Annotated in this window: 26 protein-coding genes; 18 read left to right on the top strand and 8 right to left on the bottom strand. The window is 50.2% G+C overall.

Features of this window, described 5'->3' with window-relative positions; all coding sequences use genetic code 11:
- Positions 1 to 59: 59 nt before the first annotated feature.
- The 5 genes from paaD to H9Q13_RS16120 form a co-directional block, all read right to left on the bottom strand.
- Positions 60 to 542, bottom strand: a complete 483-nt coding sequence (gene paaD, locus H9Q13_RS16140; protein ID WP_191184845.1) for a 1,2-phenylacetyl-CoA epoxidase subunit PaaD — start codon at positions 540 to 542, stop codon at positions 60 to 62.
- 91 nt (positions 543 to 633) lie between these two features.
- A complete protein-coding gene (gene paaC / locus H9Q13_RS16135) occupies positions 634 to 1,389 on the bottom strand; it encodes a 1,2-phenylacetyl-CoA epoxidase subunit PaaC (RefSeq protein ID WP_191184844.1) in 756 nt (251 codons plus the stop codon).
- Positions 1,389 to 2,021: a phenylacetic acid degradation b gene (locus H9Q13_RS16130; protein WP_191184843.1), complete on the bottom strand. Its 633-nt coding sequence runs from the start codon at positions 2,019 to 2,021 to the stop codon at positions 1,389 to 1,391. The genes paaC and H9Q13_RS16130 overlap by 1 nt, the downstream gene beginning before the upstream one ends.
- Before the next feature lie 112 nt (positions 2,022 to 2,133).
- A complete protein-coding gene (gene paaA, locus H9Q13_RS16125; protein WP_116543088.1) occupies positions 2,134 to 3,120 on the bottom strand; it encodes a 1,2-phenylacetyl-CoA epoxidase subunit PaaA in 987 nt (328 codons plus the stop codon).
- 111 nt (positions 3,121 to 3,231) lie between these two features.
- A complete protein-coding gene (locus H9Q13_RS16120; RefSeq protein WP_191184842.1) occupies positions 3,232 to 3,804 on the bottom strand; it encodes a TetR/AcrR family transcriptional regulator in 573 nt (190 codons plus the stop codon).
- A 348-nt stretch (positions 3,805 to 4,152) separates the two neighbouring features.
- Here H9Q13_RS16120 and H9Q13_RS16115 point away from each other — a divergent pair, with 348 nt between their 5' ends.
- The 10 genes from H9Q13_RS16115 to H9Q13_RS16070 all read left to right on the top strand — a co-directional run bounded on the left by H9Q13_RS16115 (position 4,153) and on the right by H9Q13_RS16070 (position 12,318).
- Positions 4,153 to 4,962, top strand: coding sequence for an enoyl-CoA hydratase/isomerase family protein (locus H9Q13_RS16115; protein ID WP_394367983.1), 810 nt, complete (start codon positions 4,153 to 4,155; stop codon positions 4,960 to 4,962).
- 44 nt (positions 4,963 to 5,006) lie between these two features.
- Positions 5,007 to 5,516, top strand: a complete 510-nt coding sequence (locus H9Q13_RS16110) for a sterol desaturase family protein (RefSeq protein WP_191184841.1) — start codon at positions 5,007 to 5,009, stop codon at positions 5,514 to 5,516.
- Positions 5,489 to 6,376, top strand: coding sequence for a MerR family transcriptional regulator (locus H9Q13_RS16105; protein WP_191184840.1), 888 nt, complete (start codon positions 5,489 to 5,491; stop codon positions 6,374 to 6,376). The genes H9Q13_RS16110 and H9Q13_RS16105 overlap by 28 nt, the downstream gene beginning before the upstream one ends.
- A gap of 198 nt (positions 6,377 to 6,574) precedes the next feature.
- Positions 6,575 to 7,084, top strand: coding sequence for an RNA polymerase sigma factor (locus tag H9Q13_RS16100; protein WP_191184839.1), 510 nt, complete (start codon positions 6,575 to 6,577; stop codon positions 7,082 to 7,084).
- A gap of 36 nt (positions 7,085 to 7,120) precedes the next feature.
- The gene (locus H9Q13_RS16095; RefSeq protein ID WP_191184838.1) at positions 7,121 to 8,629 is read left to right on the top strand and encodes a phytoene desaturase family protein; all 1,509 of its coding nucleotides are present in this window, start codon (positions 7,121 to 7,123) and stop codon (positions 8,627 to 8,629) included.
- Positions 8,630 to 8,642: 13 nt separating this feature from the next.
- Complete coding sequence (locus H9Q13_RS16090) at positions 8,643 to 9,476, top strand: phytoene/squalene synthase family protein (RefSeq protein ID WP_191184837.1); 834 nt, start codon at positions 8,643 to 8,645, stop codon at positions 9,474 to 9,476.
- A gap of 4 nt (positions 9,477 to 9,480) precedes the next feature.
- A complete protein-coding gene (locus H9Q13_RS16085; protein ID WP_191184836.1) occupies positions 9,481 to 10,017 on the top strand; it encodes a hypothetical protein in 537 nt (178 codons plus the stop codon).
- 5 nt (positions 10,018 to 10,022) lie between these two features.
- Complete coding sequence (locus tag H9Q13_RS16080; protein WP_191184835.1) at positions 10,023 to 10,721, top strand: lycopene cyclase domain-containing protein; 699 nt, start codon at positions 10,023 to 10,025, stop codon at positions 10,719 to 10,721.
- Between the two features lie 6 nt (positions 10,722 to 10,727).
- Positions 10,728 to 11,579 carry a 4-hydroxy-3-methylbut-2-enyl diphosphate reductase gene (locus H9Q13_RS16075; protein ID WP_191184834.1) on the top strand — a complete coding sequence of 284 codons (852 nt, stop codon included), beginning with the start codon at positions 10,728 to 10,730 and terminating at the stop codon, positions 11,577 to 11,579.
- Positions 11,580 to 11,628: 49 nt separating this feature from the next.
- On the top strand, positions 11,629 to 12,318 hold the full coding sequence (locus H9Q13_RS16070; RefSeq protein WP_191184833.1) for a fatty acid desaturase: 690 nt from the start codon (positions 11,629 to 11,631) through the stop codon (positions 12,316 to 12,318).
- Positions 12,319 to 12,365: 47 nt separating this feature from the next.
- Here the strand turns inward: H9Q13_RS16070 and H9Q13_RS16065 are convergent, their stop codons facing one another.
- The 3 genes from H9Q13_RS16065 to H9Q13_RS16055 form a co-directional block, all read right to left on the bottom strand.
- A complete protein-coding gene (locus H9Q13_RS16065; protein WP_224744336.1) occupies positions 12,366 to 12,716 on the bottom strand; it encodes a heavy-metal-associated domain-containing protein in 351 nt (116 codons plus the stop codon).
- Between the two features lie 87 nt (positions 12,717 to 12,803).
- On the bottom strand, positions 12,804 to 15,026 hold the full coding sequence (locus H9Q13_RS16060) for a TonB-dependent receptor (protein WP_191184832.1): 2,223 nt from the start codon (positions 15,024 to 15,026) through the stop codon (positions 12,804 to 12,806).
- 77 nt (positions 15,027 to 15,103) lie between these two features.
- Positions 15,104 to 15,499 (bottom strand): hypothetical protein, encoded by a 396-nt coding sequence (locus H9Q13_RS16055; RefSeq protein WP_224744351.1) that lies wholly within the window; start codon positions 15,497 to 15,499, stop codon positions 15,104 to 15,106.
- Between the two features lie 403 nt (positions 15,500 to 15,902).
- Between H9Q13_RS16055 and mraZ the strand changes: the two genes are divergently transcribed.
- From mraZ to murD, 8 genes are all read left to right on the top strand, one after another.
- Positions 15,903 to 16,370 (top strand): division/cell wall cluster transcriptional repressor MraZ, encoded by a 468-nt coding sequence (gene mraZ / locus H9Q13_RS16050; protein ID WP_191184831.1) that lies wholly within the window; start codon positions 15,903 to 15,905, stop codon positions 16,368 to 16,370.
- Positions 16,371 to 17,273 carry a 16S rRNA (cytosine(1402)-N(4))-methyltransferase RsmH gene (gene rsmH / locus H9Q13_RS16045; protein ID WP_191184830.1) on the top strand — a complete coding sequence of 301 codons (903 nt, stop codon included), beginning with the start codon at positions 16,371 to 16,373 and terminating at the stop codon, positions 17,271 to 17,273.
- A 64-nt stretch (positions 17,274 to 17,337) separates the two neighbouring features.
- Positions 17,338 to 17,760, top strand: a complete 423-nt coding sequence (locus tag H9Q13_RS16040; RefSeq protein WP_394367982.1) for an FtsL-like putative cell division protein — start codon at positions 17,338 to 17,340, stop codon at positions 17,758 to 17,760.
- Positions 17,750 to 19,849 carry a penicillin-binding protein gene (locus H9Q13_RS16035; protein ID WP_191184828.1) on the top strand — a complete coding sequence of 700 codons (2,100 nt, stop codon included), beginning with the start codon at positions 17,750 to 17,752 and terminating at the stop codon, positions 19,847 to 19,849. Before H9Q13_RS16040 ends, H9Q13_RS16035 begins: the two co-directional genes overlap by 11 nt.
- On the top strand, positions 19,849 to 21,315 hold the full coding sequence (locus H9Q13_RS16030) for a UDP-N-acetylmuramoyl-L-alanyl-D-glutamate--2,6-diaminopimelate ligase (RefSeq protein WP_191184827.1): 1,467 nt from the start codon (positions 19,849 to 19,851) through the stop codon (positions 21,313 to 21,315). The genes H9Q13_RS16035 and H9Q13_RS16030 overlap by 1 nt, the downstream gene beginning before the upstream one ends.
- Before the next feature lie 38 nt (positions 21,316 to 21,353).
- Positions 21,354 to 22,574: a phospho-N-acetylmuramoyl-pentapeptide-transferase gene (mraY, locus tag H9Q13_RS16025; protein WP_191184826.1), complete on the top strand. Its 1,221-nt coding sequence runs from the start codon at positions 21,354 to 21,356 to the stop codon at positions 22,572 to 22,574.
- Between the two features lie 57 nt (positions 22,575 to 22,631).
- Complete coding sequence (locus H9Q13_RS16020; RefSeq protein ID WP_191184825.1) at positions 22,632 to 23,024, top strand: four helix bundle protein; 393 nt, start codon at positions 22,632 to 22,634, stop codon at positions 23,022 to 23,024.
- A 12-nt stretch (positions 23,025 to 23,036) separates the two neighbouring features.
- Positions 23,037 to 24,380 (top strand): UDP-N-acetylmuramoyl-L-alanine--D-glutamate ligase, encoded by a 1,344-nt coding sequence (gene murD, locus H9Q13_RS16015; RefSeq protein ID WP_191184824.1) that lies wholly within the window; start codon positions 23,037 to 23,039, stop codon positions 24,378 to 24,380.
- Positions 24,381 to 24,384: the final 4 nt, after the last annotated feature.

Raw genomic sequence — 24,384 nt, 5'->3', positions numbered from 1 at the left:
GTATAAAAAAGGATCGCCTGTTGTTTCCAACAGGCGATCCTTATTTAGTATCTAATAATTTAAAGTGGCTTAAACTGCTCAAACATCTGCCGGCAGTTGTTGCAGTAATGCATAGAGCGGCAAAGAGTCGGGCCAAAAGGCGTGCGCATATCTGTGTTATCGCTGTCGCAGTACGGGCACTTCACATGCTCCAAAATGTCCAAATCTAGAATAAGGTCATATTTGGGAGGAGGCGCTAAGCCAAATTCCTTTAGCTGCTGCCGGCCTTTCTCTGAAAGTTTGTTGCTGTCCCAAGGCTTGTCAAAAGTCATATTGACGGTGTGCGAGGTGATGCCGTGCTTATTCAAGGTACGTTCCACGTCCTTTTTCATATAGTCCATGGCAGGGCAACCAGCGAAGGTCGGTGTCATGTTCACGGTTACGTGTCCTTCGTCAGAAATCTCCACACTCGTGATCACCCCCAAATCCACCAGCGACAATACCGGTATCTCAGGATCTTTCACTTCCTCTAACAGGGTCAATATGTTTTCTTTAGTCAGCATTCGTTTCGTTATGGGTTATTCGTTGTTCGTTACTCGTTACCCGGATTCACAAAAGCGATAAATGAGTAACGAACAACAAGCAACGACAAGTTTACCACTCCGCCGTTGGGTCGATCTTAAACACCTCGGCCATTTCGTCAAGGAGCGGCTGCAGGTGTTCGGTATGCTCACCGTAGCGGCCTCCCATTTTAGGTTCTACCGTGGCAAAGTCTGGCAGTTTCAAATCAGTTTTTTCCAGCACGGCCTGTATACGTTTCAACCACTCGGCTTTCACAGCTTCCTCGCCTGGGTATACGCCAGCCTCGATCAGTTCTTGTTCGTACTTAGACGGCTCGAACATGCCTAGTGCATAAGGTATAGCCTCGTTCAGAGAAGACTGTAAACGCAGGATGGCTTCCTCTGTCGACGTGCCTAGGTTCTTAATCCATGTGTTGGCATGCAGCACGTGGTATTTCACCTCGCCTTTCAGTTTAGTGGCCACCTTGGCAATCGGTTCGTAGCTTGACTGGCTCAACATCTCAAAACGGATGATCTCGGCGTTGTCATACAGGAAATGACGAATGAGACTGAAATCGTACTCGCCGTTTGGAAGCTCCACCAATTGGTTGTTATGAAATTGGTTTGCATTGCGGGTAAAGGCAACCGTATCCGGATCGGCTTCGCCAAGCTCTTGCAGCAAAGTATAGAAAGCCAGGCTATGGCCAATTTTATCTTGTGCCATCGACGAGAAAGCAATGTCCTCCTCCAGAATTGGTCCGAAGCCAGTCCACTCGGAGTTGCGGTGGCCCAATATCAGTTGGTCGTCGGCCAGTTTGTATAGCAGGTCTTTTATAGCAAGCTCGTTCATTATTGCGCAGTCGTTTGATTTTCTTCCTTATACTTTGTGATTTTGTCCATCACCCTGTAGGCAATGGCTTCACGGTACTTTTTCTCAGGTATAGTGGTCCACATGTCCTTATCCTCTTCCGCCGATTGCAGCACATGTTTCGACTTCACCACCCACACGTTCACAATCGGACCTTTTTCGCCATATTGCTTGCGGGCTTCCTGAAGTGCTTCCTGATAAGAGGTTGCCATGACACGGCCGGCGTGGGCATGGGCTTTGCCACGCTTCTTCAAGTGGAAAATCTCATAGGCTTCCGGTTGTTCGCTGCGCCCGGCTGGCTCTTCCACACGCATCATGTCGTATACGTTCTCGCCGTCGTTGGTGTAAGGCGTTACCTGAATGTGCTCAGTGCGAGCAACCCAAATGCCTACACAAGCAAAACGGCGGCTGTACTGCTCTTTCGCAAACAGGAAAGCCACGTCTTCGTTCGGGGCATGAACAGGGCCAACATAGGTATAGGCAGCCCCTTCTTTCTTCTGATGAAAAGCCTCGTATGTTTCAAACTGATCAAGCTCCTGTTTTGGTTCTATAATAAGGACCTCTTCCGGAAGATTCAATCGGGTTACTCTAGGGTCTAATGACTTTAAACTCATGTTGCGTTCCTAATGAATTAAAGATTAGAAATGTGAAAAGAAGCCAAGCCATTTCGCGACCATATACTTCCAATCAAATTCTAATTCATAATTTCTGGTTTCTAATCTGCCGTTAAGCTAACGGCTTCACGTATTTCGCTTTTGGGTTGAGGAGGGCTCTGCGAACCCAGGCTCCGCGTTCTTCGGCGGTGCGGCGAACGGCAAGGCGCTCGGCGTTGCAAGGACCATCGCCATTGATCACACGCTTAAACTCATCCCAATCCGGCTCGGTATATTCCCACTGGCCAGTTTCCATATTCTTCTTCAGGTTCGGGTCTGGCACGGTCAGGCCAAGCTCCCAGATTTTCGGCACATACATGTCGAGGAACTGCTGACGGCACTCGTCATTAGAGGCCATCTTCACTTTCCAACGCATGAGTGTTTCGGTGTGCGTACTCATCTTATCGGACGGTCCGAAGAAGGTCATGATCGGGGGCCACCAGCGGTTAAGCGCGGCCTGAATCATTTCGCGCTGCTTTGGTGAGCCTGTTGCCATATGCACCACAGCATCGTGGCCATACTTCAGGTGGAAAGCCTCTTCTGCGCAGATACGCTCCAGCGCACGGGAGTAAGGACCATAGCTACCTTTGGCGTTTGCCATCTGGTTTACGATCGCACCAGCGTCGATCAGCCAGGAAATAATGTTAGAGTCTGCCCAGGTAAAGGCCGGATAGTTGAACACGTTGGAGTACTTACTCTTGCCGTTGATCAGGTCCGTCAGCATTTGCTCGCGGGTTTTGCCCAGTGTCTCAGCGGCAGAGTAAAGCAGCTGTGCGTGCCCTACCTCATCCTGCACCTTGGCCATTTGGGCCATTTTGCGGCGGAAGCCCGGCGCACGGGTGATCCACGTACCTTCCGGCAAGGCACCAATAATCTCAGAGTGCGCATGCTGCTCAATCATGCGAATCAGCTGCTTGCGGTATAATTGCGGCATCCAGTCGTTTGGCTCGATCTTCTCGCCACGGGCAATGCGTGCTTCAAACTCGGCCAGCTTTGCAGGGTCTTCTGTCTGCAGGTCGTCGAATTTGGTAGCTTCGAAAACGTTTCCTCCTCCGTACATAATATTTTAAGTTTTAAGGTTCGGTAATAGTTGCCGGACTGTTAAGGTGGCAGTCCGGCAAAGGTTAGGATTAGTTAGGGTGTACTAGGTAAAGGTTAGGTATAGATCAGTTTAATTAAGGTTCGTCTTTAATCCGTTCAGCAACATGGCCGACAGATTCTCGGCAATCTCCGCTGGCTTCATCTTTCCTTCCGGCTTGTACCAGGTATGGATCCAATTCAGCCCCGATAAAATAGTCAGCACGGCAAACTTCTCGTCCGGCACCTGAAACTCTCCGCTGGCTATACCTTGGCGGATGATCTTGCGGAAGTAATGCTCATACCGATCGCGCAGGGCCAGAAACTCTGTATGATGCGGCTCGCTCAAATGGCGCCACTCCTGCAGGAACACAGCTGAGGCCTCCGTATTGCGGGTGAGTACCTGCACGTGCGCTGAAATGGCCCGCTTCAGTTGCTCGGTCGCGCTGGCTTTCTCATCTTTCAGTACCTCGATGGCGCCGAAAAACTCATCTGCCATCCGGAAGCATACCCGCTGCAGAATCTCTTCTTTAGAACGAATGTGCGAGTAAATACTGGCGGCCTCTATACCCAGGGCGTTGGCCAGGTCGCGCATGGACGTAGCAGAAAATCCTCTGGTCTTAAACAAGGCGGTTGCCGTTTGCTCTATCTGTTCTTTCCTGCTCAATGTATACTCCTTATATAGATAACAACAAATGTAAACAACCTAACGTTCGTTAGCAAATAAATTTTACGTGAATATTATCTTTGAAGTTGCTATTCAATCTTGTGCTGGCGCTCAATGAATGTGCAAGCACTACTGCCTTCAAAAGCTTTGCTGCATATGTTTGAATAGAATGCGAGCGCCCATGCAACCTTGGACCGTTTTTTGCGCTCTGTTTAGTAAAGGAAATTGCGTGAAAGCCTGTGAAATAGCGGACGTTTCCCTATCTTAATGGAGCATTACCGAGTTGCTCGCGTATACCTGAAGCCGGCTAGCCGGTATGTGTAACCAAAATTAGAAGACAATACTACCATGACTGACACAACACAACCGCCTATCACGCAAACCATGTATTTCGTGCGCTACGAAGTGAAGGAGCGTGTTGGGTATATTACCCTTACCAGATCTGAGAAGCGAAATGCACTGAATGCTGAGATGGTTACTGAGTTAAAACGCGCCTTTGCCGCTGCCGAAGACGATGAGGCGTGCAAAGTGATCGTGCTTCGCGCCGAGGGCAAGGTGTTCTGCGCCGGTGCCGACCTCGAGTACCTGCAGCGCCTGCAGCAGTACGATTACCACGACAATCTCGCCGACTCCACGCACTTGATGGAGCTTTTCCGTCAGATTTATACCTTAAAAAAAGTTGTCATAGCACAGGTGCACGGCCACGCCATAGCGGGCGGCTGCGGACTGGCAGCTATCTGCGACTTCACCTTCACCGTGCCGGAGGCTAAATTCGGTTATACTGAGGTAAAGATCGGCTTTATACCTGCCATTGTAAAGGTCTTCCTCCTCCGCAAGATAGGAGAGGCCCGCGCCAAGCAACTTTTGCTAACCGGCGACCTGATAGCTGCTGATGAGGCCCAGATGTATGGTTTGGTTAACTATGTGGTGGCTGCTGAAGAACTGGAAGAGAAAGTGTTCAGCTTCGCACAGAAGCTTTGCAAAGAGAATTCCCGCCAGAGCATGGAGGTAACCAAAGAGATGATCGCTCGCGTGCAGGAAATGTCTTTGGAGGATGGTCTGCAGTATGCGGCTGAAATGAACGCCGTAGCCCGGGGCAGCGAGGACTGCCAGCGCGGTATAGACGCCTTTTTGAACAAACAAACGCTGACCTGGTAGATTTCTGTTAAACTTTCAAAACCATTTGTTAAACTTGTTGTTTGATGAGTATGCTGATGGGCCTTGGAATCATGTTGATTACTTTTGTGGCAATGGAAGGTGTGGCCTGGGCCATGCACAAATATGTGCTGCACGGTTTTCTGTGGTTCCTGCACAAGTCCCATCACACGCATCATAAGCACACCTTTGAGTGGAATGACCTGTTTTTTGCCTATTACGGAACGCTGGCTATGCTGTTCTTTGTGTTTGGCAGCGAGCCTATCGACTATAGATTCTGGATAGGCGCAGGTATTACACTGTATGGGGTGGCTTACTTCCTGATACACGATGTGTTCATCCACAGGCGCATCAGGCTTTTTGGTAAAACGTCTAATGTTTATCTGAAAGCCTTAAACATGGCGCATAAAGTACACCATAAGTATGAAGCCCGCGATGGCTCCGAATCTTATGGTATGCTGTGGGTGGCACCGAAGTATTTCAGGGCGGCATACGCCATTTTACACAAACGACAACAAGGGGAACAGACGTGGCGCAATACACCATCAAAGAGCTAGAGCACCTTTCCGGTATCAAGGCTCATACCATCCGCATCTGGGAGCAGCGCTACAACGTGCTGTGTCCCCAGCGCACCGACACCAACATCCGCTACTACAGCGATGCTGACCTGAAGACCCTGTTAAACATCTCGCTCCTCAACGAACAAGGGTATAAGATTTCCAAAATCGCTAAAATGAGTCCTGAGCAGCTGAAGCTGACAGTGCAGCAATTGGCCGAGCATGGGAATTCTACGCTCTCTCATCACATCAATAGCATGGTCACGGCTATGATTGATATGGATGAGGAGCGGTTCGATAAGTCATTCTCGACAGTTACCTTGCAGCTGGGTTTTCAGGAAGCGATGATGCAGGTGGTATACCCTTTCCTGCATAAGATCGGTATTCTGTGGCAGACCAATAACATAAGTCCTGCGCATGAGCACTTTGTGAGCAACCTGGTGCGGCAAAAACTGATCGTGGCCATAGACGGGCAGGTATTGAAGCGCAAGGAAGGTTCGCCATCCTATCTGCTATACCTGCCTGAAGGCGAACTGCATGAAATTGCCTTGCTTTATATGAACTACCTGATCAGGTCCCAACATCAACAAGTCATATACCTTGGCCAGAACCTGCCTTTCGAAGACCTGAAGCGTACCTACGATTTGCTGAAGCCCGAAATCATCTGCTCGGTAATGACCATTATACCTGAGCGAGAATATGTGCAGGAATACATAAATCGGCTGTCGGCTACTTTTCCGGCGGCAACCGTCTACCTGTACGGATACCAGGTGCAGCACGACTTTCTAATATTCCCCAAAAACATACACCGCCTGAGCTGCATGACTGATTTCATGACTGTGTTGGCACAAATTGGCTAGCAGATAAATTTTACCAGCTTGCCCCATTGTTCAACAAAAAGGGCCAAATCGTTTGAGATTTGGCCCTTTTTGTTTTTAAAGATTAATTATAATGTTTGTTTAATGTTTATTAAATTGAAATAAATATTAAACAAAATTTGACTATTGTTAATCTTGCTCGTATAATTGTTTAGTGATAATAATAAAACATTAAACATTATGACTGCATTAGAATTCTCCAACCACATTCAGCTAGCTGCGGGTTCGTTGAAGCCGGTGGCCATGAACCTTACCCGCAACGCCGATGATGCCAAAGACCTGGTGCAGGAAACCCTACTAAAGGCTTTGTCTAACCGGGAGAAGTTTCACGCCGGTACCAATTTGAAGGCCTGGCTTTACACTATCATGCGGAACACGTTCATCAACAACTACAACAAGATTACGAAGCGAAGCAGCAATATCGACAGCTCGGAGTATCTGCAGTACCTGAACACCGACGATCGTTTCGTGACCGTTAACAAGGGCACGGCCGCCTTTGTCATGAGCGATATCAAAGCCGCCATCTCAAAACTTAACGAAGAGCACCGCAAGCCTTTTATGATGTATTATATTGGGTATAAGTATCTCGAAATAGCTGATAAACTGAATATTCCGATTGGCACGGTAAAGAACCGCATTCACATTGCCCGCAAGGAGTTGAAGAAACTGCTGCAAGTTTACGGCGACTAGCTACAACTTAAACCAGATAAATTAGTAAATTTCTAAATGACGCAAAAAAAGGTAATTGTAATCGGGGCGGGCTTTTCGGGGCTTTCGACTGCCACCAGCTTGGCAGCCCAAGGATATGAGGTGACGGTGCTCGAAAAGAATGCTACGCCCGGCGGTCGCGCCCGCAGCTTCGAAGCCGATGGCTATACCTTTGATATGGGTCCTAGTTGGTACTGGATGCCCGATGTATTTGAGTCCTACTTCAACAAGTTCGGCAAAAGTGTTTCCGATTACTATGACCTTGTTCGGCTTGACCCGTCCTATGCCGTTGTATTCGGCAAAGACGATTTTGTGGAGCTTCCAGCCTCTCTCGATGAACTTAAGGCACTGTTCGAAAAATGGGAGCCAGGAAGTGCCGCCCGCCTCGATAAATTTTTGGAACAGGCCGCCTATAAGTATGAGGTCGGAATAAACCAGCTGGTGTATAAGCCTGGCCGCTCCGTGAGTGAGTTCATGAGTCTACGCCTGCTGCTGGATGTGCTTCGGATGGATGTGTTTCAATCGATACATGCGCACATCCGCCGCTTCTTCTCGCACGAGAAAATTATCAAGCTGATGGAGTTTCCGGTGCTGTTTCTCGGAGCACTGCCGCAAAACACCCCGGCACTTTATAGTTTAATGAACTATGCCGACATCAGCCTAGGTACTTGGTACCCGATGGGCGGCATGTATAAGATCATCGAAGGGATGGTGCAGCTGGCGGAGGAGAAGGGTGTCGCATTCCTTTATAACCAGGATGTGCAAGAGATAGAGGTGGAGCAAGGTATAGCCCGCCGCGTGCGCACCGCTACGGGCATGTTCGAAGCCGATGTGGTGGTGGCCAGTGCCGATTATCACCATGTAGAAAGCAAACTGTTGGCGCCTGCCTACCGCAGCTATACCGCGAAGTATTGGGACACGCGGGTTATGGCGCCTTCCTGCCTGATATTCTACCTCGGTATTGGTAAGAGGCTTGACAACCTGCGCCATCATAATCTGTTCTTCGACGAGGACTTTGGTCCGCATGCGCACGAAATATATACTGACCCCAAATGGCCCTCCAAGCCCCTGTTCTATGTGTCGGCACCCTCCATGACAGACGCTAGCGTAGCGCCGGAAGGTTGCGAGAACCTGTTTGTGCTCATGCCGGTGGCACCTGGCCTGGAAGATACCGAGGCGCTGCGGGAGCAATACTACAACCTTCTCCTGGACCGGTTGGAGAACCTCACCAAACAGGAAGTGCGGAGCGCCGTAGTATATAAACGCAGCTATGCCCACCGCGACTTTATATCAGATTACAATGCCTTTAAAGGCAATGCCTATGGCTTGGCAAACACGCTGCTACAGACGGCCTTGTTGAAGCCCAGCCTGAAAAGCAAGAAAGTAAAGAACCTGTATTATGCCGGTCAGTTAACGGTGCCGGGACCAGGTGTGCCGCCATCCCTTATTTCGGGGCAGGTCGTGGCAAAGGAAGTGGCGAAGGATTATGCGTTGGCTCCGGGTCAGCGATTACCAGTAAGCAATTAACTCCCCTGAACCTATGGAGCTATTCAAAGACACCTGCCTGAAGTGTAGTAAACTGATCACCGAGGCCTATAGTACGTCCTTTACACTCGGCATCAAGACACTGCACCGCAAATTTCACGCGCCCATTTACGCCATTTATGGTTTTGTGCGCTGCGCTGACGAGATTGTGGACACTTTTCACGACTATGACAAGCGTAAGCTGCTAAATGAATTCAGCCGCCAGACCTACGAGGCTATTGAACAAGGTATAAGCCTGAACCCTGTACTGCACGCTTTCCAGTGTGTGGTAAACGAATATAACATCGACCGTGCATACATAGAAGCGTTCCTGAAAAGTATGGCCATGGACCTGGATGACCATGTGTACGACCCGGCTCTGTATAAAGAATACATCTATGGTTCGGCGGAAGTGGTGGGGTTGATGTGCCTGAAGGTGTTCTGTGAAGGCGACGAAGCGCTTTTTGAGCGACTCAGAAAACCAGCCTGCAGTTTGGGGGCAGCCTTTCAGAAAGTGAACTTCCTGCGCGACATGCAAAGCGATTACAAGGAGCGGGGCAGGGTATACTTCCCGGCCGTGGATATCAAGACCTTCAACAATGCCAGCAAGGAAACCATAGAAGCTGATATTGCCAAAGACTTTAAAGATGCCTACGCGGGGATACTGGCTTTGCCCCGCTCGGCACGCATGGGCGTATACCTGGCCTATGTCTATTACCTGAAGCTTTTCCGGAAAATCAAACACCTGCCGGCAACCCATATATTGAATGAGCGCGTAAGAGTACCTGATAACACAAAGTTTGCCTTACTTTTGGGCTCCTATGTCAGGTACCAACTAAATGCCATTTAATATCGTGAAGATCAGCTTAGCAATTCTTTCTGCCTTACTCATACTTTGTTCGGCGGCGCTCGCCGACAATTCCAAAGCATACAAACTGCCTGAGCTGCGCAAGCAGTTTCTGGAGGCCAGCCAGGACGGCAAGGCGGGCAAGGAGTTTTATGAGCTGCTGAGCAATTACGAGGACGGTAATCCTGTGGTGCTGGCTTACAGGGCAGTGTCCGAAGCCATAATGGCCAAGCACGGCTGGAACCCATACTTTAAAATGAAGCACTTGCAGGCCTCCGCCGAAATATTTGAGAAGGCCGTGAAACTGGACGCGTCCAACCCCGAGATCCGGTTTTTGCGCTTCACGGTGGAGCATTATGTGCCGCGCTACCTGAACATGAGCAAAAACCTGCAGGACGACAAGGCGAAGGTTATTGCGGGCTTACAGCGTCACCCAAAATCGGGATTGTCGACAGAAATGGCCCGCAGTATTCGCGATTTCCTGTTGACAAAGGACCATTGTACCGAACAAGAAAAGCAAAAACTGAGAAGTATACCGCTCTAAACCCAATGCCGCTATACCTGTATCTGAACATCTTCACCATTCTGTTTCCCCTGTTGCTTTCGTTCGACAGGAAAGTGGCTTTTTATAAAAAGTGGCCTTACCTGTGGCCAGCCATTATCATCAACGCAGTACTGTTCATCATTTGGGACGAGTTATTTACACAGGCTGGCGTTTGGGGCTTCAATCCGGAGTATCTAGTTGGTGTATACCTGTTCAATCTGCCGCTCGAAGAAGTGCTTTTCTTTATAACCGTGCCTTATGCCTGCGTCTTTATTTATGAATGCCTGAACGCCTACATCACCAAAGACCTGTTGCAGCCTTTTGCCAAAGCGATCACCTTTGTGCTTATCCCTGTGCTCTTGATCGTAGCGATCTTTAATCTTGAGAAGCTTTATACCTCCATCACCTTCACTTTGCTGGCGGCTATGTTAGGGCTGCATTACTACTTTTTCAATACTCAAAAGTTGGGTCGTTTCTATCTGGCTTATATTGTACATCTTGTGCCTTTTTTATTGGTAAACGGTGTACTCACCTACCTACCGATTGTCTGGTATAACAATAGCCATAACCTGGGCTTGCGTATTGTGTCTATACCTGTAGAAGATACAATGTACTCTATGCTCATGCTTTTGCTCACGATTTCGATCTACGAGGGTTTGAAACAGCGATTCTCGGTTAAACAATATCAACATTTGGCTGTATAAAGGTATATGCGAAACCTTCACGTCACGATCGACTCAAACTCAGGCTTTTGCTTCGGGGTAGTCTATGCCATCCAAATGGCAGAGGACATCCTGGACGAGCAGGGGTATCTCTACTGTTTGGGCGATATCGTGCACAACGATGTGGAGGTGGAGCGTCTGCAGAAGCGGGGCTTGCGCATTATCGACCATGACCAGTTGCGTGAACTGAAGCACGAATCGGTGCTGATACGGGCGCATGGCGAGCCGCCTTCAACTTATAATATTGCCCTGCAGAATAACCTGACACTTATTGACGCTTCTTGCCCTGTGGTGCTCAAGCTGCAAAACCGGATAAAAACTTCGTACGACAAAGACGAGCGAATCTTTATTTATGGCAAGCACGGGCATGCCGAAGTGATGGGGCTGCTGGGGCAGACAAGCAACAAAGGGATTGTGTTCGAAAATATAGAAGAGCTTATGCAGCACGATCTGCCGCCAAAAATTACGCTCTACAGCCAGACCACCAAAAGCACCAACAGTTTTTACAACATCAAGAACACGCTCGAGCAAAAGGGGTACGAAGTAGATTCCAACGACACCATTTGCCGGCAAGTGTCCAACCGTGACAAAGACCTTCGAAAGTTTGCCGCTCAGTTTGATAAGATTATCTTCGTGTCGGGTACTAAGTCGAGCAACGGCAAAGTGCTGTACCAGGTATGCAAGGACACGAACCCGGCCACGTACTTCGTTTCGAAGGTGGATGAAATAAAGCCCGAGTGGTTCGCCGATGGCGATAAGGTGGGGATTTGCGGTGCCACATCCACGCCAATGTGGCTGATGGAAGAGGTACGGGGATCCTTGCTGCGGGAATCGGTATAGTCAGGTATAGCATGTGCCCGAAGGCGAGCGATTATCTTTGGTCAAAATTATGGCAAGGTCAATGAAACAGGATAACAGAGGTGTAGCGATTGCGGCTATTATTGTGGCCTGCTGGTTTGGCCTGCTCTTTTACCTATTGCGCTTCCCGGTCGACTTTGCTTCGCCGCTGCCTTACCTGTTCCTGTTGTTGCAGACACACCTGTATACCGGACTTTTTATTACCGCCCACGATGCTATGCACGGGGTCGTGGCTCCCGGTCGTCCCAAGTTGAATCGCCTTATCGGCACCGTCACGGCTTTTTTGTTTGCCTATAACTGGTATCCGCGACTGCTACCGAAACATCACCAGCACCACCAACATGTAGCCACAGAGGAAGACCCAGATTACCACCACGGTTCTTTCTGGCCCTGGTACTATAGCTTTCTGAAAAACTATATCACGTGGTGGCAAATTGTATTGATGGCTATTACCTATAATGTGCTGCAGCTCTTTTTCCCGATTGAGAATGTGGTTATGTTTTGGATGGTGCCCGCTATACTGGCTACGTTTCAGCTTTTCTACTTTGGTACCTACCTACCCCATCGTGGCGAACATGCGCCCGAAAATCGGCATAAGTCAGGCACACAGGCCAAAAATCATTTGTGGGCCTTCGTGAGTTGCTATTTCTTCGGTTATCACTATGAACACCACGACAAACCCTATCTGCCTTGGTGGCAGCTGTACAAAGCAAAAGGGTAGCCGATTAAAAATCAGCTACCCTTTTGCTTTATTAAGGTATAAGCGACTTAGTGCGCGCCAGCTTCCTTTCGGCAGCAATCATCCAGCTTGTTGTAGGCACGCGGTGTGGCCGGTTTGTCGTCAGCGTCATAACCGGTTTCATTTACGGCCTTGCGGATTTTGCCTTCGTTGGTCTTCTTGCTGTCATATGTCACGGACAGCATTTTAGAGTCCACATCCAGTGTCGATGCTTTCACGCCTTTCTCGTAAGCCATCGCTTTTTCCAAGGTCTTTTTACACATGCCGCATACGGCCGAAGTTTTGATTTGAACCGTCTTTTCGTTGCCATTCTGTGCCTGCGCGCTAATTGTAGCGAAGAACATCACAAGAGCTAGACTGAGGTTTCTGAAGATTTTCATGTTCTGAATTTTTATTGGTGAATATTGGATGAGTGATAATGATTTGGTTTCGAACTAAGTCGGTGTAGTCAAGCAAATGGTATGCCGTTACTCTATTTTAAAGCGCATGCCGGCATAAATAACCCGCCCGGTAATAGGTCCCCATACCATGCTGGCGTCGAAAGCAGGGCCAAAGGGATTATCGGCTCCTCTGATCGCATCCGGCTGGCGGAAGTTCAGCAGATTCTCGCCGCCCAGGTATAGCTCCCAACGTTTGAAGGCCCGCGACACCTGTCCGTTTAAGGTATAGAATGCGTCTGACTGGCGAGCGCTCGTTGCACCGCCGTGGCTCTCCATGTAAGCAAGTGGCATTTGCCCAAAGTACTGTGTTGTGAGGTCGGCGCGCCACTTGTCGAACGGCGTTGCGAAGCCCAGGTTCACAAAGAAACGGTGCTGCGGGATCATAGGGCGCTGCTGCGTCGTGCCGTTGTAGGTGGTCTGCACATCATAGTACTTATAGGCTGTCTTCACGTCAAAGCCTTTCAGGACTTCGTACTGCAGTTCCGCCTGAAAACTGCGGGAGAAGGAGCGGCCCTGTAGGTTGTAAAAGGCAATCTGGCTGGCGCTTGTATACATGTCGGCTACCACCTGGTTTTGGAATGTGGTGTAATAGTAGTCGGTGATGAAAGCGCCCGGACGCCCGCCCAATTCAAAGTACTGCGTGAAAGAACCGCCCAGGTTCCAGGCCTTCTCCGGCTCCAGTTCTTCCCCGAACACAAAGGCACGGTTGCTGACCAAGGCCGCCGTATTCTCCGAAATCGGGTTGGCAACCCGGAAACCCTTGCCTGCCGCTAACCTGAAAATGGTGTTCTGCGTGAGGTCGTACTTGATGTTCAGACGAGGGGTGAAGACCGTGCCGTAGAGGTTGTGGAAGTCCGTGCGGGCGCCGGCCACTACGGTCAGATTTTCGGAATTGTTGAAGATGTACTCTGCGAAAATGCCCGGTACTCGTTCTGTGCGGGCTAGTCTGGACTGTTCCAGGCGCTCGGTGTAGTCATCGTAAAGGAAGCTGGCTCCCACTTTGTAGGTATGGCCCGTATGCCCGATGATGGACTGGAATATCAACCGCAGATCCCCGGTGTTCTGCTCGCCATTGTACTGCCGACGGCCATAAATGGAGTTGAACTTATGGTGCACAGCTGAGGAGATAAAGCCCAGGCTCTGGTAAGGCTTGCCCGGAAAGGTATAAGAGGTCTTGTTGTAGAAGGACAAGCGGTCCGTCTCCGACTCGGTGCCATAATGCTGATTTGGCCCAATTGGTTCTCCTTTCACGTAGTCCATTTGTCCGCCAAGTTTTGTCTCGCGCAAGGCGTTCACGCCAAACTCCGACACCCAGGTATTGCCATGGGTATACTTCCACTTATTGTACACATTGTGGTGCGTACCCAGCGCCAAATCCATAAAACCGTCATTGTTGCGGTCCACGCGGTTACCCAGGTGGTCGGAGTGCAGCATGAGCAACGTGCTCCATTCTGGGCTCACCTGCGCCGACACGTTCAGGTTGGCATCGAGCTTGGCAAGGCTGTTGCCATACAGGTTCAGGTATAGCCGTTCACTTTTCTCCGGATCCTTCAGCTTCACGTTCACCTGCCCCGAAATGGACTCATATCCGTTCAGTGCCGAGCCCATCCCTTTGATGATGTCTATCGACTCGATGTAGGTGCCCGACAGGTAGTTGAGGCGATAGGGGGTGGAGAGGCCGCGCAAGGCCGGCACATTGTCGGTGGTGAGCAAGGTATAGGCACCGTCCAGCCCCAGCATCTGTATCTGTTTAGCACCCGAAACCGCATCAGTGGTCGTTACTTCTACCGAGGCGTTCGTCTCGAAACTCTCTGCCAGGTTGCAGCAAGCCGATTTCTCCAGGTCGCGCGTCGTGATGATCTGCGAGTTGGTCGGGGTGAGGGCTGAGTAACGTGTTTGCTGTCCTTCGACCACCACTTCCCTGAGCGAGCTTGTCGGGGAGAGTGCGATGGTGATGGCAGTTTTGCCGCTGACGTCAACCGTATCGGGCTTGTAGCCCAGGTAAGACACGATAATATGTGGGCTGACGGCGTCGGAAAGCTGCAGCGTGAAGTTGCCGGCGGCATCGGTCGAAACGCCTTTAGCGGTACCCAACCACACGACGTTGGCGCCGATAAGCGGGGAATAATTGGTTTTGTCTACCACCTTGCCTGTGAGTTGCTGGGCAGTAGCGGGGTATAGGATCATTATGAAGAGTGCGAGCGTACCCAAAGCAAGGTATAGGTGTCGCACGGATTTAGCTAAAATCATCTTTCTTTTTCGTTTAAATCTTGAGCATGCAGGTATAGGCGCAGGTATAGCGCCAGCGCCGAGGGTTGCAGCAAAGACTAGACGATAAGAATACTAAGCAGGTGGAGTAGCTGAATGCCGTACAGCGGGGGGGAGCTGTCGGAGTAGGTAAGGATTCGCTGATCGGTGGCGATAGTCGGAGCCCAAGTGGTAAAAAGTGGCGTGAAGGCTACCGCAAAGAAAACCGGAACTTCCAGCGACAGGCTTTTAAGAGAAGAAACTGGTTCCAGCTTTTCAAAGGACAGCTCTGTTGTGCAGCAATCGTCCTCGTTAGCTTCTTGTGGATCAGTGTCTTGACAGCAATCATCCGCCAGCTCCTGCGCAGCAGGCATTCTCAGGCCGGTCATCAGGCACAGCTGCTCACTTAAGGCCACGCCAAAAGAGCCCAGCAAAATGCTCAGCGTCAGCAGTAGCGTAACCGTATGGTGGGGCATCTGATTCACGTCACAAATATAGGGATAATCTTCCCACTTTCATGGCAAAATTTATCCACTCTCGGGATAAAGCCCCACTTTGCTCCACATTCTCCACTTTGTCCCACTTTTGCCGAAATCGTACCAATTGTGGGGCGTCTTATACATAATTACCTGGTTAAAACATTGGTATTCAGTTGGTTGAAATATATAGTCTCTCGTATATTAACGAACGGTCATATTTTATGCAAATAAACTTATCCGCAAAATGAGGGTCCGAAATGTGGATAATGTGGATAAGTGGGGTGGATAACCGTAATTTATCCACAAAGTGGTAAAAAGTGGGAGATTGTGGTTGCGGTGTTTTGGTGAATCGTTACATTTGTATACTCCGAAAACTATACGGATATAACTGTCACAATACATGAACTTCCTGTCTGGCGAATACGAATGCAAGATTGATCCGAAGGGAAGGTTGGTTTTACCTGCAAAGATAAAAGCCAACTTGCCGGAGGCGTCTGGCAATCATGTCGTTCTGACGAGAGGCTTCGAACCTTGCCTCGTACTCTACCCAAAATCAGAGTGGAAGACGATTTACGACAAGGTGGCAGGTCTGAACGAGTTTAATGAGGAGTACCGCCAGTTTCAGCGCAATTTCTTCCGTGGCAACACGGAGATCGAGCTGGACGGCACGGGTCGATTTATCGTGCCCCGCACCATGGCCCGCTTTGCCGAACTGGAGAAAGAGGCGATCGTGGTAGGCTTAGGCAACCGTGTCGAGATATGGAACCCGGACAGGTATGAAGACTTCCTGATTAAGGACCAGCAGAGTTTCTCGCAACTGGCCGAGAAGTTTTTAGGAGATAAACCGGCGGAAGCGCCTTTGATTTAAATGGAGTACCATAGACCGGTTATGCTGCAGGAGTGCATAGACGCGCTGGCAATCAAGCCGGATGGCGTGTATGTGGATGTGACGTTTGGAGGCGGCGGTCATTCCAAGGTAATCGCCAGTAAGTTGACAACAGGTCAGCTGTACTCGTTTGACCAGGACCGCGACGCGGAGGAAGAGTCGAAAAAGATCGACAGCCCGGCTTTTACGTTTGTTCGCGCCAACTTCCGGGACCTGAAGAAGTATCTGCGCCTGTACCGCGTGAAAGAGGTAGACGGAATTCTGGCTGACCTGGGCGTGTCATCGCACCAGTTCGACGAAGCTGAACGCGGTTTCTCAACCCGCTTCGACGGGCCGCTGGATATGCGCATGGACTCTGAGTCAGGTATACCGGCAAGCGAAGTCGTGAACACTTATAGCCAGGAACAGCTGCACAAGATCTTCGGCATTTACGGCGAGGTGAAAAACGCCAAGACGTTGGCCGGTGTGATTGTCTCGCAGCGTGCCCGCCAGCCGATCGCCACAATAGGTGAGTTTAAGCAAGCGATCAGTTCCTGCACACCGCGCGGGAAAGAGAATAAATACCTGGCGCAAGTGTTTCAGGCGCTGCGCATAGAGGTAAACGACGAGCTCAAGGCGCTCGAGGAAATGCTGGAGCAGGCTGCCGAGGTGCTCAAGCCCGGCGGACGACTGGTGGTGATGTCTTACCACTCGCTCGAAGACCGGCTAGTGAAGAACTTCATCGGCAAAGGCAAGTTTTTCGGAGAGGTGGAAAAAGACCTGTTCGGGAACGAGAAAAAACCGCTCGACGCCGTCAACCGCAAGCCGATCACAGCATCCGAGCAGGAGCTGCTCGAGAACAGCCGCTCACGAAGCGCCAAACTAAGAATCGCAGAGAAAAGATAGCGAATGCAGAAATAGAATTAACCAACCGTGTAGTAACCTAAACTTAACTATGGCTCCTAACCTTATGACTAAGAAAGCTGCCGCGCCCAAGGGCAACACGCTGCGCGTGAAGCCAGAGGAAAAGGTGAAGCCGGAGGCAAATGCTAAAAACAAGGGATTCAGTCTGTTTAAGTGGCTGGACAAATACACCAACGTTGATTTTTTGTTTCAGGAAGGCGTACCGACCAAGTACCTGCCACATGTGCTTTTCCTGACAGGCATAACGCTTTTCTACATCGGCAACACCCACTACGCCGAGAAGACCATCCGCAAAATAGCTAAGATCAAAGTAGAGACGGAAGACCTCCGGGCCGACTATACGACCCTGAAGTCTGATTATATGGGTGCCAGCAAGCAGTCTGAAGTGGCGCGCAATGTGGCTCCGCTGGGCCTTGTAGAAAGTTCATCTCCACCTTATCAAGTAGAAGTTGCGGCAGATGAATATTAAAAAATCCATCGTACTGCGTGTTCGGATCGCGTTTTTGCTGGTCTGTCTGTTTGCCTGTGCCATCGTGTACAAGGTAGTGCAGATACAGGTGCTGGACGGTACCAAATGGAAGCAAATCTCGAAAGAGCGCCGCATCCGATACCAGCCGGTGCCGGCTACCCGTGGCAACATCTATTCCGACAACGAGAGCATACTGGCTACGTCGCTGCCCTTTTACCGTGTGGCCTTCGACCCGGCTATCGCCCAGGCCGAGACCTTTAACGCAGGTATAGACTCGCTGGCTATGTTGCTGTCACGTTTTTACAAAGACCAGTCACCGGAGCACTACCGTCGCAAGATTAAGAATGCGCGTCATGCCGGCAGAAGGTATATCAGGCTGAACAGTCGCCAGATCAACTACCAGGAGAAGAAGATGATGGCGAGCTGGCCGATCTTCCGGGCGGGCAAAAACAAAGGCGGCGTGATCTTCGAGAAAGTGGAGAAGCGCTTTAAACCTTTCGGGATGCTGGCAGAGCGTGCCATTGGTTTTATTAACGAGGACAAGAATGGCGCTGGTTTGGAGTATAGCTTTAACGGCGATTTGGCGGGCACCGATGGGGAGGCCCTTTTTGAGCGTATAGCGGGCGGTAACAAACCGATCTACGATGGCACGGAGGTAGCTCCGCAGAACGGCTACGACATCAAAACCACCATCGACATCAACCTGCAGGATGTGGCGGAGAACGCCCTCTACAAAGCGCTGGTGGAAAAGAACGCCGACTACGGTTGCGTGATTCTGATGGAAGTGAAGACCGGAGAGATCAAAGCGATGGCCAACCTGGGCAAGACCAAGGGAGGTTTTATCGAAGACTATAATTACGCTGTTGGTAACCAGGGACGTACGGAGCCGGGATCTACCTTTAAGCTGGCATCCATGCTGGCCTTGTTTGAGCATACCGATCTGGATCTGACGGACACCGTGGACACGGGAGACGGAAGGTACCGCATTAAGAACACAACCATGACCGACGTGAAAATCGGCGGTTACGGCAAGATCACGACGAAGGAGGTGTTTGAGAAATCCTCCAACATTGGGGTGGCAAAGCTGATCCAGGAGAACTTTAAAGACAACCCGCAGGCCTTTGTGGATTACCTGCACAAGTTCGGATTGAGCAGCACCTTGGGTTTCCAGATGGACGGCGAGGCAAGGCCATACATCAAGAACACCAGTGACAAAACCTGGTATGGCACTACGCTCACCTCTATGTCTATTGGCTACGAGATGAAGCTGGCTCCGCTGCAGACACTGGCGCTTTACAATGCCGTGGCAAACAACGGCGTGAAGGTGCAACCGATTATCGTGAAAGAGATCCGTCGTGCCGATCAGGTGATCCAGACTTTCCAGACCCGTGTACTGAACGATCGGATCGCTTCTGAGGAAACCATTAAGAAAGTACGGGCCATGCTGGAAGGCGTGGTGCAGAACGGTACCGCCAAGAACATTAAAAGTGCCGACTACAAAGTGGCTGGCAAAACCGGAACTGCCCGTAAGGTGAAAGACGGCAAGTATGTGAAGCTATATTCGACTTCCTTTGCCGGTTATTTTCCGGCTGACAACCCGAAGTATAGTTGCATTGTGATTATTGACAGTCCAAGAGGGGTGAACGTATACGGCGGCGATGTGGCCGCACCGGTATTTAAGGAAGTGGCTGATAAGGCTTACGCCCGCGATCTGGCCATGCACCAGCCGCTGCGTGCCCGGGTGGTGCCGAATAAAGACAGTTTGCCACAGGTGAAAGCCGGCAGCTTCGACGACCTGAGCCTGATTCTCAACAAAATCGGTATCAGCAGCCACTCTACCGCTACGCACGATGACGAGTGGGTGCGCGTAACACCGCAAATGCGCTCACTCAAGTTTGAGCCGAACCCGGTACAGGGCGGGCAGGTGCCTGACGTGACCGGTATGACGCTGCGCGACGCGTTGTTCATTCTGGGCAACCAGCACCTGAAAGTGCATGTGGAGGGGATGGGCAAGCGTGTAATGAAGCAATCGGTGCAGCCGGGCACAGAAATTAATAAAGAGACTAAAATTACGATCGTACTGAGCTAATGCAGCTATTACAGGACATATTAAAAGATGTAACCGTGCTGGAAAGCCATGGTCCGCTGCATGTGCCGGTCGAGTCCATTGCCTTCGACTCGCGTCAGGTGCAAGAGGGGGTGCTGTTTGTGGCCATGCGTGGCGTTCAGGTGGATGGGCACGACTTCATGGCGAGAGCCGCAGAGGCAAAAGCCGCAGCCATTGTGTGTGAGGAATTACCGGCAGACCTGGCTGAAGATGTTACTTATATCAAAGTGAATAACAGCGGTCAGGCCCTTGGCTTGATGGCTTCTGCGTTTTACGGCCATCCGTCCAGAAAACTGAAATTGGTGGGCGTGACGGGTACCAATGGCAAAACCACTTCGGTTACTTTACTGCACAAATTGTTCCGCGAACTGGGCTATCATGTAGGGATGATCTCCACAGTGCAAAACCAGATCGACGAAGCCGTTATCCCCTCAACGCATACCACACCAGACGCTGTATCGCTGAACGCGCTGTTGGATAAGATGGTGAAAGCAGGATGCGCCTATGCCTTTATGGAGGTAAGTTCGCATGCCATGGTGCAGCAACGGGTGGCAGGTATAACCTTCGCCGGCGGCGTTTTCACCAACATCACCCATGACCATTTGGACTATCATGGCACTTTTGATGAGTACATCAAGGCAAAAAAATCATTTTTTGATATGCTGCCGGCGGGTGCATTTGCCTTGATTAATGCCGACGACAAACGTAGTCCTGTCATGGTGCAGAACTCGAAAGCCGATGTGCGCTATTTCTCATTGCGCAAGGTAACCGATTTCAAAGCACGCCTGATCGACAACACGCTGCAGGGATTGCATCTGGAAATAGACGGGCACGAGATCTGGGCGAAACTGATAGGGGCATTCAATGCCTATAACTTGCTGGGAGCTTATGGCGTGGCCGTGTTGCTGGGTGAGGATCCGGTAGAGGCTCTAACGATTCTCTCGAGCCTGGACACGGCGGCTGGTCGCTTCGACTACATCGTTTCGGAAACTGAGCAGATTACCGGGATAGTGGATTATGCTCATACGCCGGATGCGCTGGAAAATGTTTTGAATACAATCCAACAAATAAGAACGCCGCTGCAAACGGTGATCACAATAGTTGGCTGTGGCGGCAACCGCGACGCGACCAAGCGCCCGGTGATGGCCGACATCGCCTGCCGCCTGAGCGACAAGGTGATCCTGACATCCGACAATCCGCGTTTCGAGGAGCCACAGGCAATACTCGAGGATATGCAGAAAGGCGTGAAGCCGCTGGACTTCAAGAAAACCCTGAGTGTGCTCGATAGGAGAGAAGCCATCCGCACAGCCTGTATGCTGGCAGGCAAAGGCGACATCATTCTGGTGGCGGGCAAGGGGCACGAAACCTACCAAGAAATCAAAGGGGTGAAGTACCCTTTCGATGATAAGCAAGTGCTGCAGGAAGCCCTACAGCAGCTTGGCAAATAAACGTTAAAAGAAAGAATTACGAACAGACGATAGATTAAATGCTCTACCATCTCTTTACATACCTTGACCGTGAATACGACCTTTTGGGGGCGGGCGTATTTCAATACATCTCGTTCAGGGCAGGTATGGCAACGCTGACATCCTTGTTGATCGCAATGATGTTTGGCGGACGACTGATTAAAATACTGCAGCGCAAACAAGTAGGCGAAAGCATTCGTGACCTTGGTCTGGAAGGCCAGATGGAGAAAAAAGGCACTCCAACCATGGGTGGTCTGATTATCCTGCTGGCTATACTCGTGCCGACCTTGCTGTTTGCCCGACTGGACAACATATACGTGCTCCTGATGATCGTTTCAACGATCTGGCTCGGGATGATCGGCTTTCTGGATGACTACATCAAAGTATTCAAAAAGAACAAAGAGGGGCTAGCCGGGAAATTTAAGGTATTAGGGCAGATCGGCCTGGGAATTATTGTAGGTTTGACCCTATACTTCAATGACGATGTGGTGGTAAGACAGTACATTTTCACGGATGGCTCTACTTCTGCCGTGAATGCCACAAGTAAGTGGGTAGACATCAAATCCATGATCACGACCATTCCTTTCCGCAAAAACAACGAGCTTGACTACTGTAATTTGTTCTCTTTTGCGGGGCCGGTTTTCGCAGACTGGTCGTGCTACCTCTATATTCCGTTTGTTATCCTGGTGATAACGGCCGTATCCAACGGCGCCAATATCACCGACGGTATCGACGGGTTGGCAGCAGGTACTTCAGCCATCATTGGAGTGACGCTGGCGATATTCGCCTGGGTATCCGGTAACACCATTTTTGCAGATTACTTGGACATCATGTTTATCCCGAACTCGGGTGAGCTGACCATTTTTGCGCTGGCTTTTGTCGGCGCCTGTGTTGGTTTCCTGTGGTATAATTCCTATCCGGCACAGGTTTTTATGGGGGACACAGGTAGTTTGGCTATTGGGGGTATTATTGCGGTAATGGCCCTAATTGTTCGAAAAGAGCTGCTTATACCTATCCTATGCGGTATTTTCCTGATAGAGAACCTATCGGTGATGTTGCAGGTGAGTTACTTCAAGTACACAAAGAAGAAATACGGTGAAGGCCGACGCATTTTCAAGATGTCGCCGCTGCACCATCATTACCAAAAGAACGGCTACCACGAATCCAAGATCGTTTCACGCTTCTGGATTGTGGGCATTATGCTGGCGATTTTGACTTTGGCAACGCTGAAACTAAGATAGTTGATCGTTAATCGTTATTCGTCAATCGAGAAGGCTAAAAGAGAAACAGACTGAGGTATGAAAGAAGTGAAGGATTATAAAGAGCTTGATGTTTGGAAGAAGAGCAGAACGCTTGCAAGCAGCATTTATAATCTTTCAATGGATTTCCCGAAAGATGAAATCTACGGTTTAACGAATCAGATGAGACGGGCGGCAGTATCGGTTGCCTCAAATATCGCTGAAGGGTGTGGAAGGCAGCACGCGAAAGATGCGGTACAGCTGTTTTATATTGCCAGAGGTTCACTATATGAGTTGGAAACTCAGCTTTACATTGCGTCTGACCAGAAATTTTTGGGACCGGGCGCATTAAACACTGTTCTGACCGAAGTAACAAGTTGCAAGCAATTGTTGAACGGCTTAATCAGATATTTTAGAGGACTTGGTGTTCCACGAACAACGAACAACGAATAACAGGCAACGAAAATGAAACTAGCGATACTCGGAGCGGGAGAAAGTGGCGTGGGGGCAGCATTGCTGGCCAAGGCGAAGGGACTCGACGTGTTTGTGTCCGATATGGGGCAGATCAAAGAGGTATACAAAGCCAAACTGGCAACAGCGGCTATACCTTATGAAGAGGGAACCCACACCTTTGAGCGCATACTGGAAGCCAACGAGATCGTCAAAAGCCCGGGTATACCAGACAAGGCAACTATCATTCAGGAGGCCATCAAACGGGAGATCCCTGTTATCTCGGAGATTGAGTTTGCCGGCAGGTATACCGACGCAAAGTTTATCTGCATCACGGGCACCAACGGCAAGACCACCACTACCTTGCTCACTTACCATTTGCTTAAGAGCGCAGGTATAAACGTGGGGCTGGCCGGAAACATTGGCGAGAGCCTGGCAGAGAAAGTAATTGAAAACAAACACGAGTACTACGTGGTGGAGCTGAGCAGTTTTCAGCTCGACAACATGTACAAGTTCAAAGCACACATAGGAGTACTGTTAAATATTACGCCAGACCACCTAGACCGGTATGGCTATGACATGAACAAGTACGCCGCCTCCAAGTTGCGCATTGCGCAGAACATGAGCGGCGCGGACTACTTTATCTACAACAACGATGATGATATTATCCGTAATGCGTTCGATTCTGCGTCTTTTGGCGGAACCACAATCCCATTCTCGCTCCAGGCAACGGAAGGTGCGAAGGTACTATGTGAAGGAACGCATGTTAAAGTAGGCGTGAAGTTCTACGAAGGCGACATCGACGCCTCCCGCTCTGCCCTGATCGGCAAGCACAACCAGTACAACACCATGGCTGCCGTGGCTGTTGCCAAGCTGATGGGTGTGGAAGACAGGCAGATTGAAAAAGGGTTGGAGACATTCGAGAACGCTGAGCACCGCTTGCAGGTGATTACGGTCTCAAAAGAAGTTACCTACATCAACGACTCGAAAGCGACTAACGTCGAAGCTGTGTATTATGCCCTGGAAGGCATAAAGCAGCCGATCATCTGGATCGCCGGCGGGGTGGACAAAGGCAACGACTACAGCGTGCTGACCGAACTGGCCAAAGAGAAAGTCAAAGTGCTGGTGTGTCTGGGGAAAGATAACGACAAGCTGAAAGAAGCGTTCGGGCGGATTGTACCAGTAGTCGTGGAGACGACTTCGATTGAGTATGCGGTGCGCATGGGGAAGCTGCTGGCAACGCCTGGCGATGTGGTCCTGTTGTCGCCGGCCTGCGCAAGTTTCGATTTGTTCAATAATTACGAGCACCGGGGGCAACGCTTCCGGGAGGCCGTGGAGAAGATAGTTTTGAAAAAGTAAGATT

This window comes from Pontibacter aquaedesilientis, from assembly GCF_014773225.1.
Taxonomy (GTDB): domain Bacteria; phylum Bacteroidota; class Bacteroidia; order Cytophagales; family Hymenobacteraceae; genus Pontibacter; species Pontibacter aquaedesilientis.
Note: the sequence above shows the minus strand (reverse complement) of the source record. Positions and strands in the feature narration are given on the sequence as shown.

What these genes read in the sequence shown, in the direction of transcription:
- H9Q13_RS16040 (WP_394367982.1), top strand. Translation starts at nt 17,338, where the DNA reads ATGACTAAGAAAGCTGCCGCGCCCAAGGGCAACACGCTGCGCGTGAAG.
- murD (WP_191184824.1), top strand. Translation starts at nt 23,037, where the DNA reads ATGAAACTAGCGATACTCGGAGCGGGAGAAAGTGGCGTGGGGGCAGCA.
- H9Q13_RS16100 (WP_191184839.1), top strand. Translation starts at nt 6,575, where the DNA reads ATGACTGCATTAGAATTCTCCAACCACATTCAGCTAGCTGCGGGTTCG.
- H9Q13_RS16115 (WP_394367983.1), top strand. Translation starts at nt 4,153, where the DNA reads ATGACTGACACAACACAACCGCCTATCACGCAAACCATGTATTTCGTG.
- H9Q13_RS16030 (WP_191184827.1), top strand. Translation starts at nt 19,849, where the DNA reads ATGCAGCTATTACAGGACATATTAAAAGATGTAACCGTGCTGGAAAGC.
- H9Q13_RS16075 (WP_191184834.1), top strand. Translation starts at nt 10,728, where the DNA reads ATGCGAAACCTTCACGTCACGATCGACTCAAACTCAGGCTTTTGCTTC.
- H9Q13_RS16130 (WP_191184843.1), bottom strand. Translation starts at nt 2,021, where the DNA reads ATGAGTTTAAAGTCATTAGACCCTAGAGTAACCCGATTGAATCTTCCG.
- H9Q13_RS16035 (WP_191184828.1), top strand. Translation starts at nt 17,750, where the DNA reads ATGAATATTAAAAAATCCATCGTACTGCGTGTTCGGATCGCGTTTTTG.
- paaA (WP_116543088.1), bottom strand. Translation starts at nt 3,120, where the DNA reads ATGTACGGAGGAGGAAACGTTTTCGAAGCTACCAAATTCGACGACCTG.
- rsmH (WP_191184830.1), top strand. Translation starts at nt 16,371, where the DNA reads ATGGAGTACCATAGACCGGTTATGCTGCAGGAGTGCATAGACGCGCTG.
- paaD (WP_191184845.1), bottom strand. Translation starts at nt 542, where the DNA reads ATGCTGACTAAAGAAAACATATTGACCCTGTTAGAGGAAGTGAAAGAT.
- H9Q13_RS16055 (WP_224744351.1), bottom strand. Translation starts at nt 15,499, where the DNA reads ATGCCCCACCATACGGTTACGCTACTGCTGACGCTGAGCATTTTGCTG.
- H9Q13_RS16090 (WP_191184837.1), top strand. Translation starts at nt 8,643, where the DNA reads ATGGAGCTATTCAAAGACACCTGCCTGAAGTGTAGTAAACTGATCACC.
- H9Q13_RS16070 (WP_191184833.1), top strand. Translation starts at nt 11,629, where the DNA reads ATGGCAAGGTCAATGAAACAGGATAACAGAGGTGTAGCGATTGCGGCT.
- H9Q13_RS16110 (WP_191184841.1), top strand. Translation starts at nt 5,007, where the DNA reads ATGAGTATGCTGATGGGCCTTGGAATCATGTTGATTACTTTTGTGGCA.
- mraZ (WP_191184831.1), top strand. Translation starts at nt 15,903, where the DNA reads ATGAACTTCCTGTCTGGCGAATACGAATGCAAGATTGATCCGAAGGGA.
- H9Q13_RS16020 (WP_191184825.1), top strand. Translation starts at nt 22,632, where the DNA reads ATGAAAGAAGTGAAGGATTATAAAGAGCTTGATGTTTGGAAGAAGAGC.
- H9Q13_RS16095 (WP_191184838.1), top strand. Translation starts at nt 7,121, where the DNA reads ATGACGCAAAAAAAGGTAATTGTAATCGGGGCGGGCTTTTCGGGGCTT.
- mraY (WP_191184826.1), top strand. Translation starts at nt 21,354, where the DNA reads ATGCTCTACCATCTCTTTACATACCTTGACCGTGAATACGACCTTTTG.
- H9Q13_RS16065 (WP_224744336.1), bottom strand. Translation starts at nt 12,716, where the DNA reads ATGAAAATCTTCAGAAACCTCAGTCTAGCTCTTGTGATGTTCTTCGCT.
- paaC (WP_191184844.1), bottom strand. Translation starts at nt 1,389, where the DNA reads ATGAACGAGCTTGCTATAAAAGACCTGCTATACAAACTGGCCGACGAC.
- H9Q13_RS16060 (WP_191184832.1), bottom strand. Translation starts at nt 15,026, where the DNA reads ATGATTTTAGCTAAATCCGTGCGACACCTATACCTTGCTTTGGGTACG.
- H9Q13_RS16080 (WP_191184835.1), top strand. Translation starts at nt 10,023, where the DNA reads ATGCCGCTATACCTGTATCTGAACATCTTCACCATTCTGTTTCCCCTG.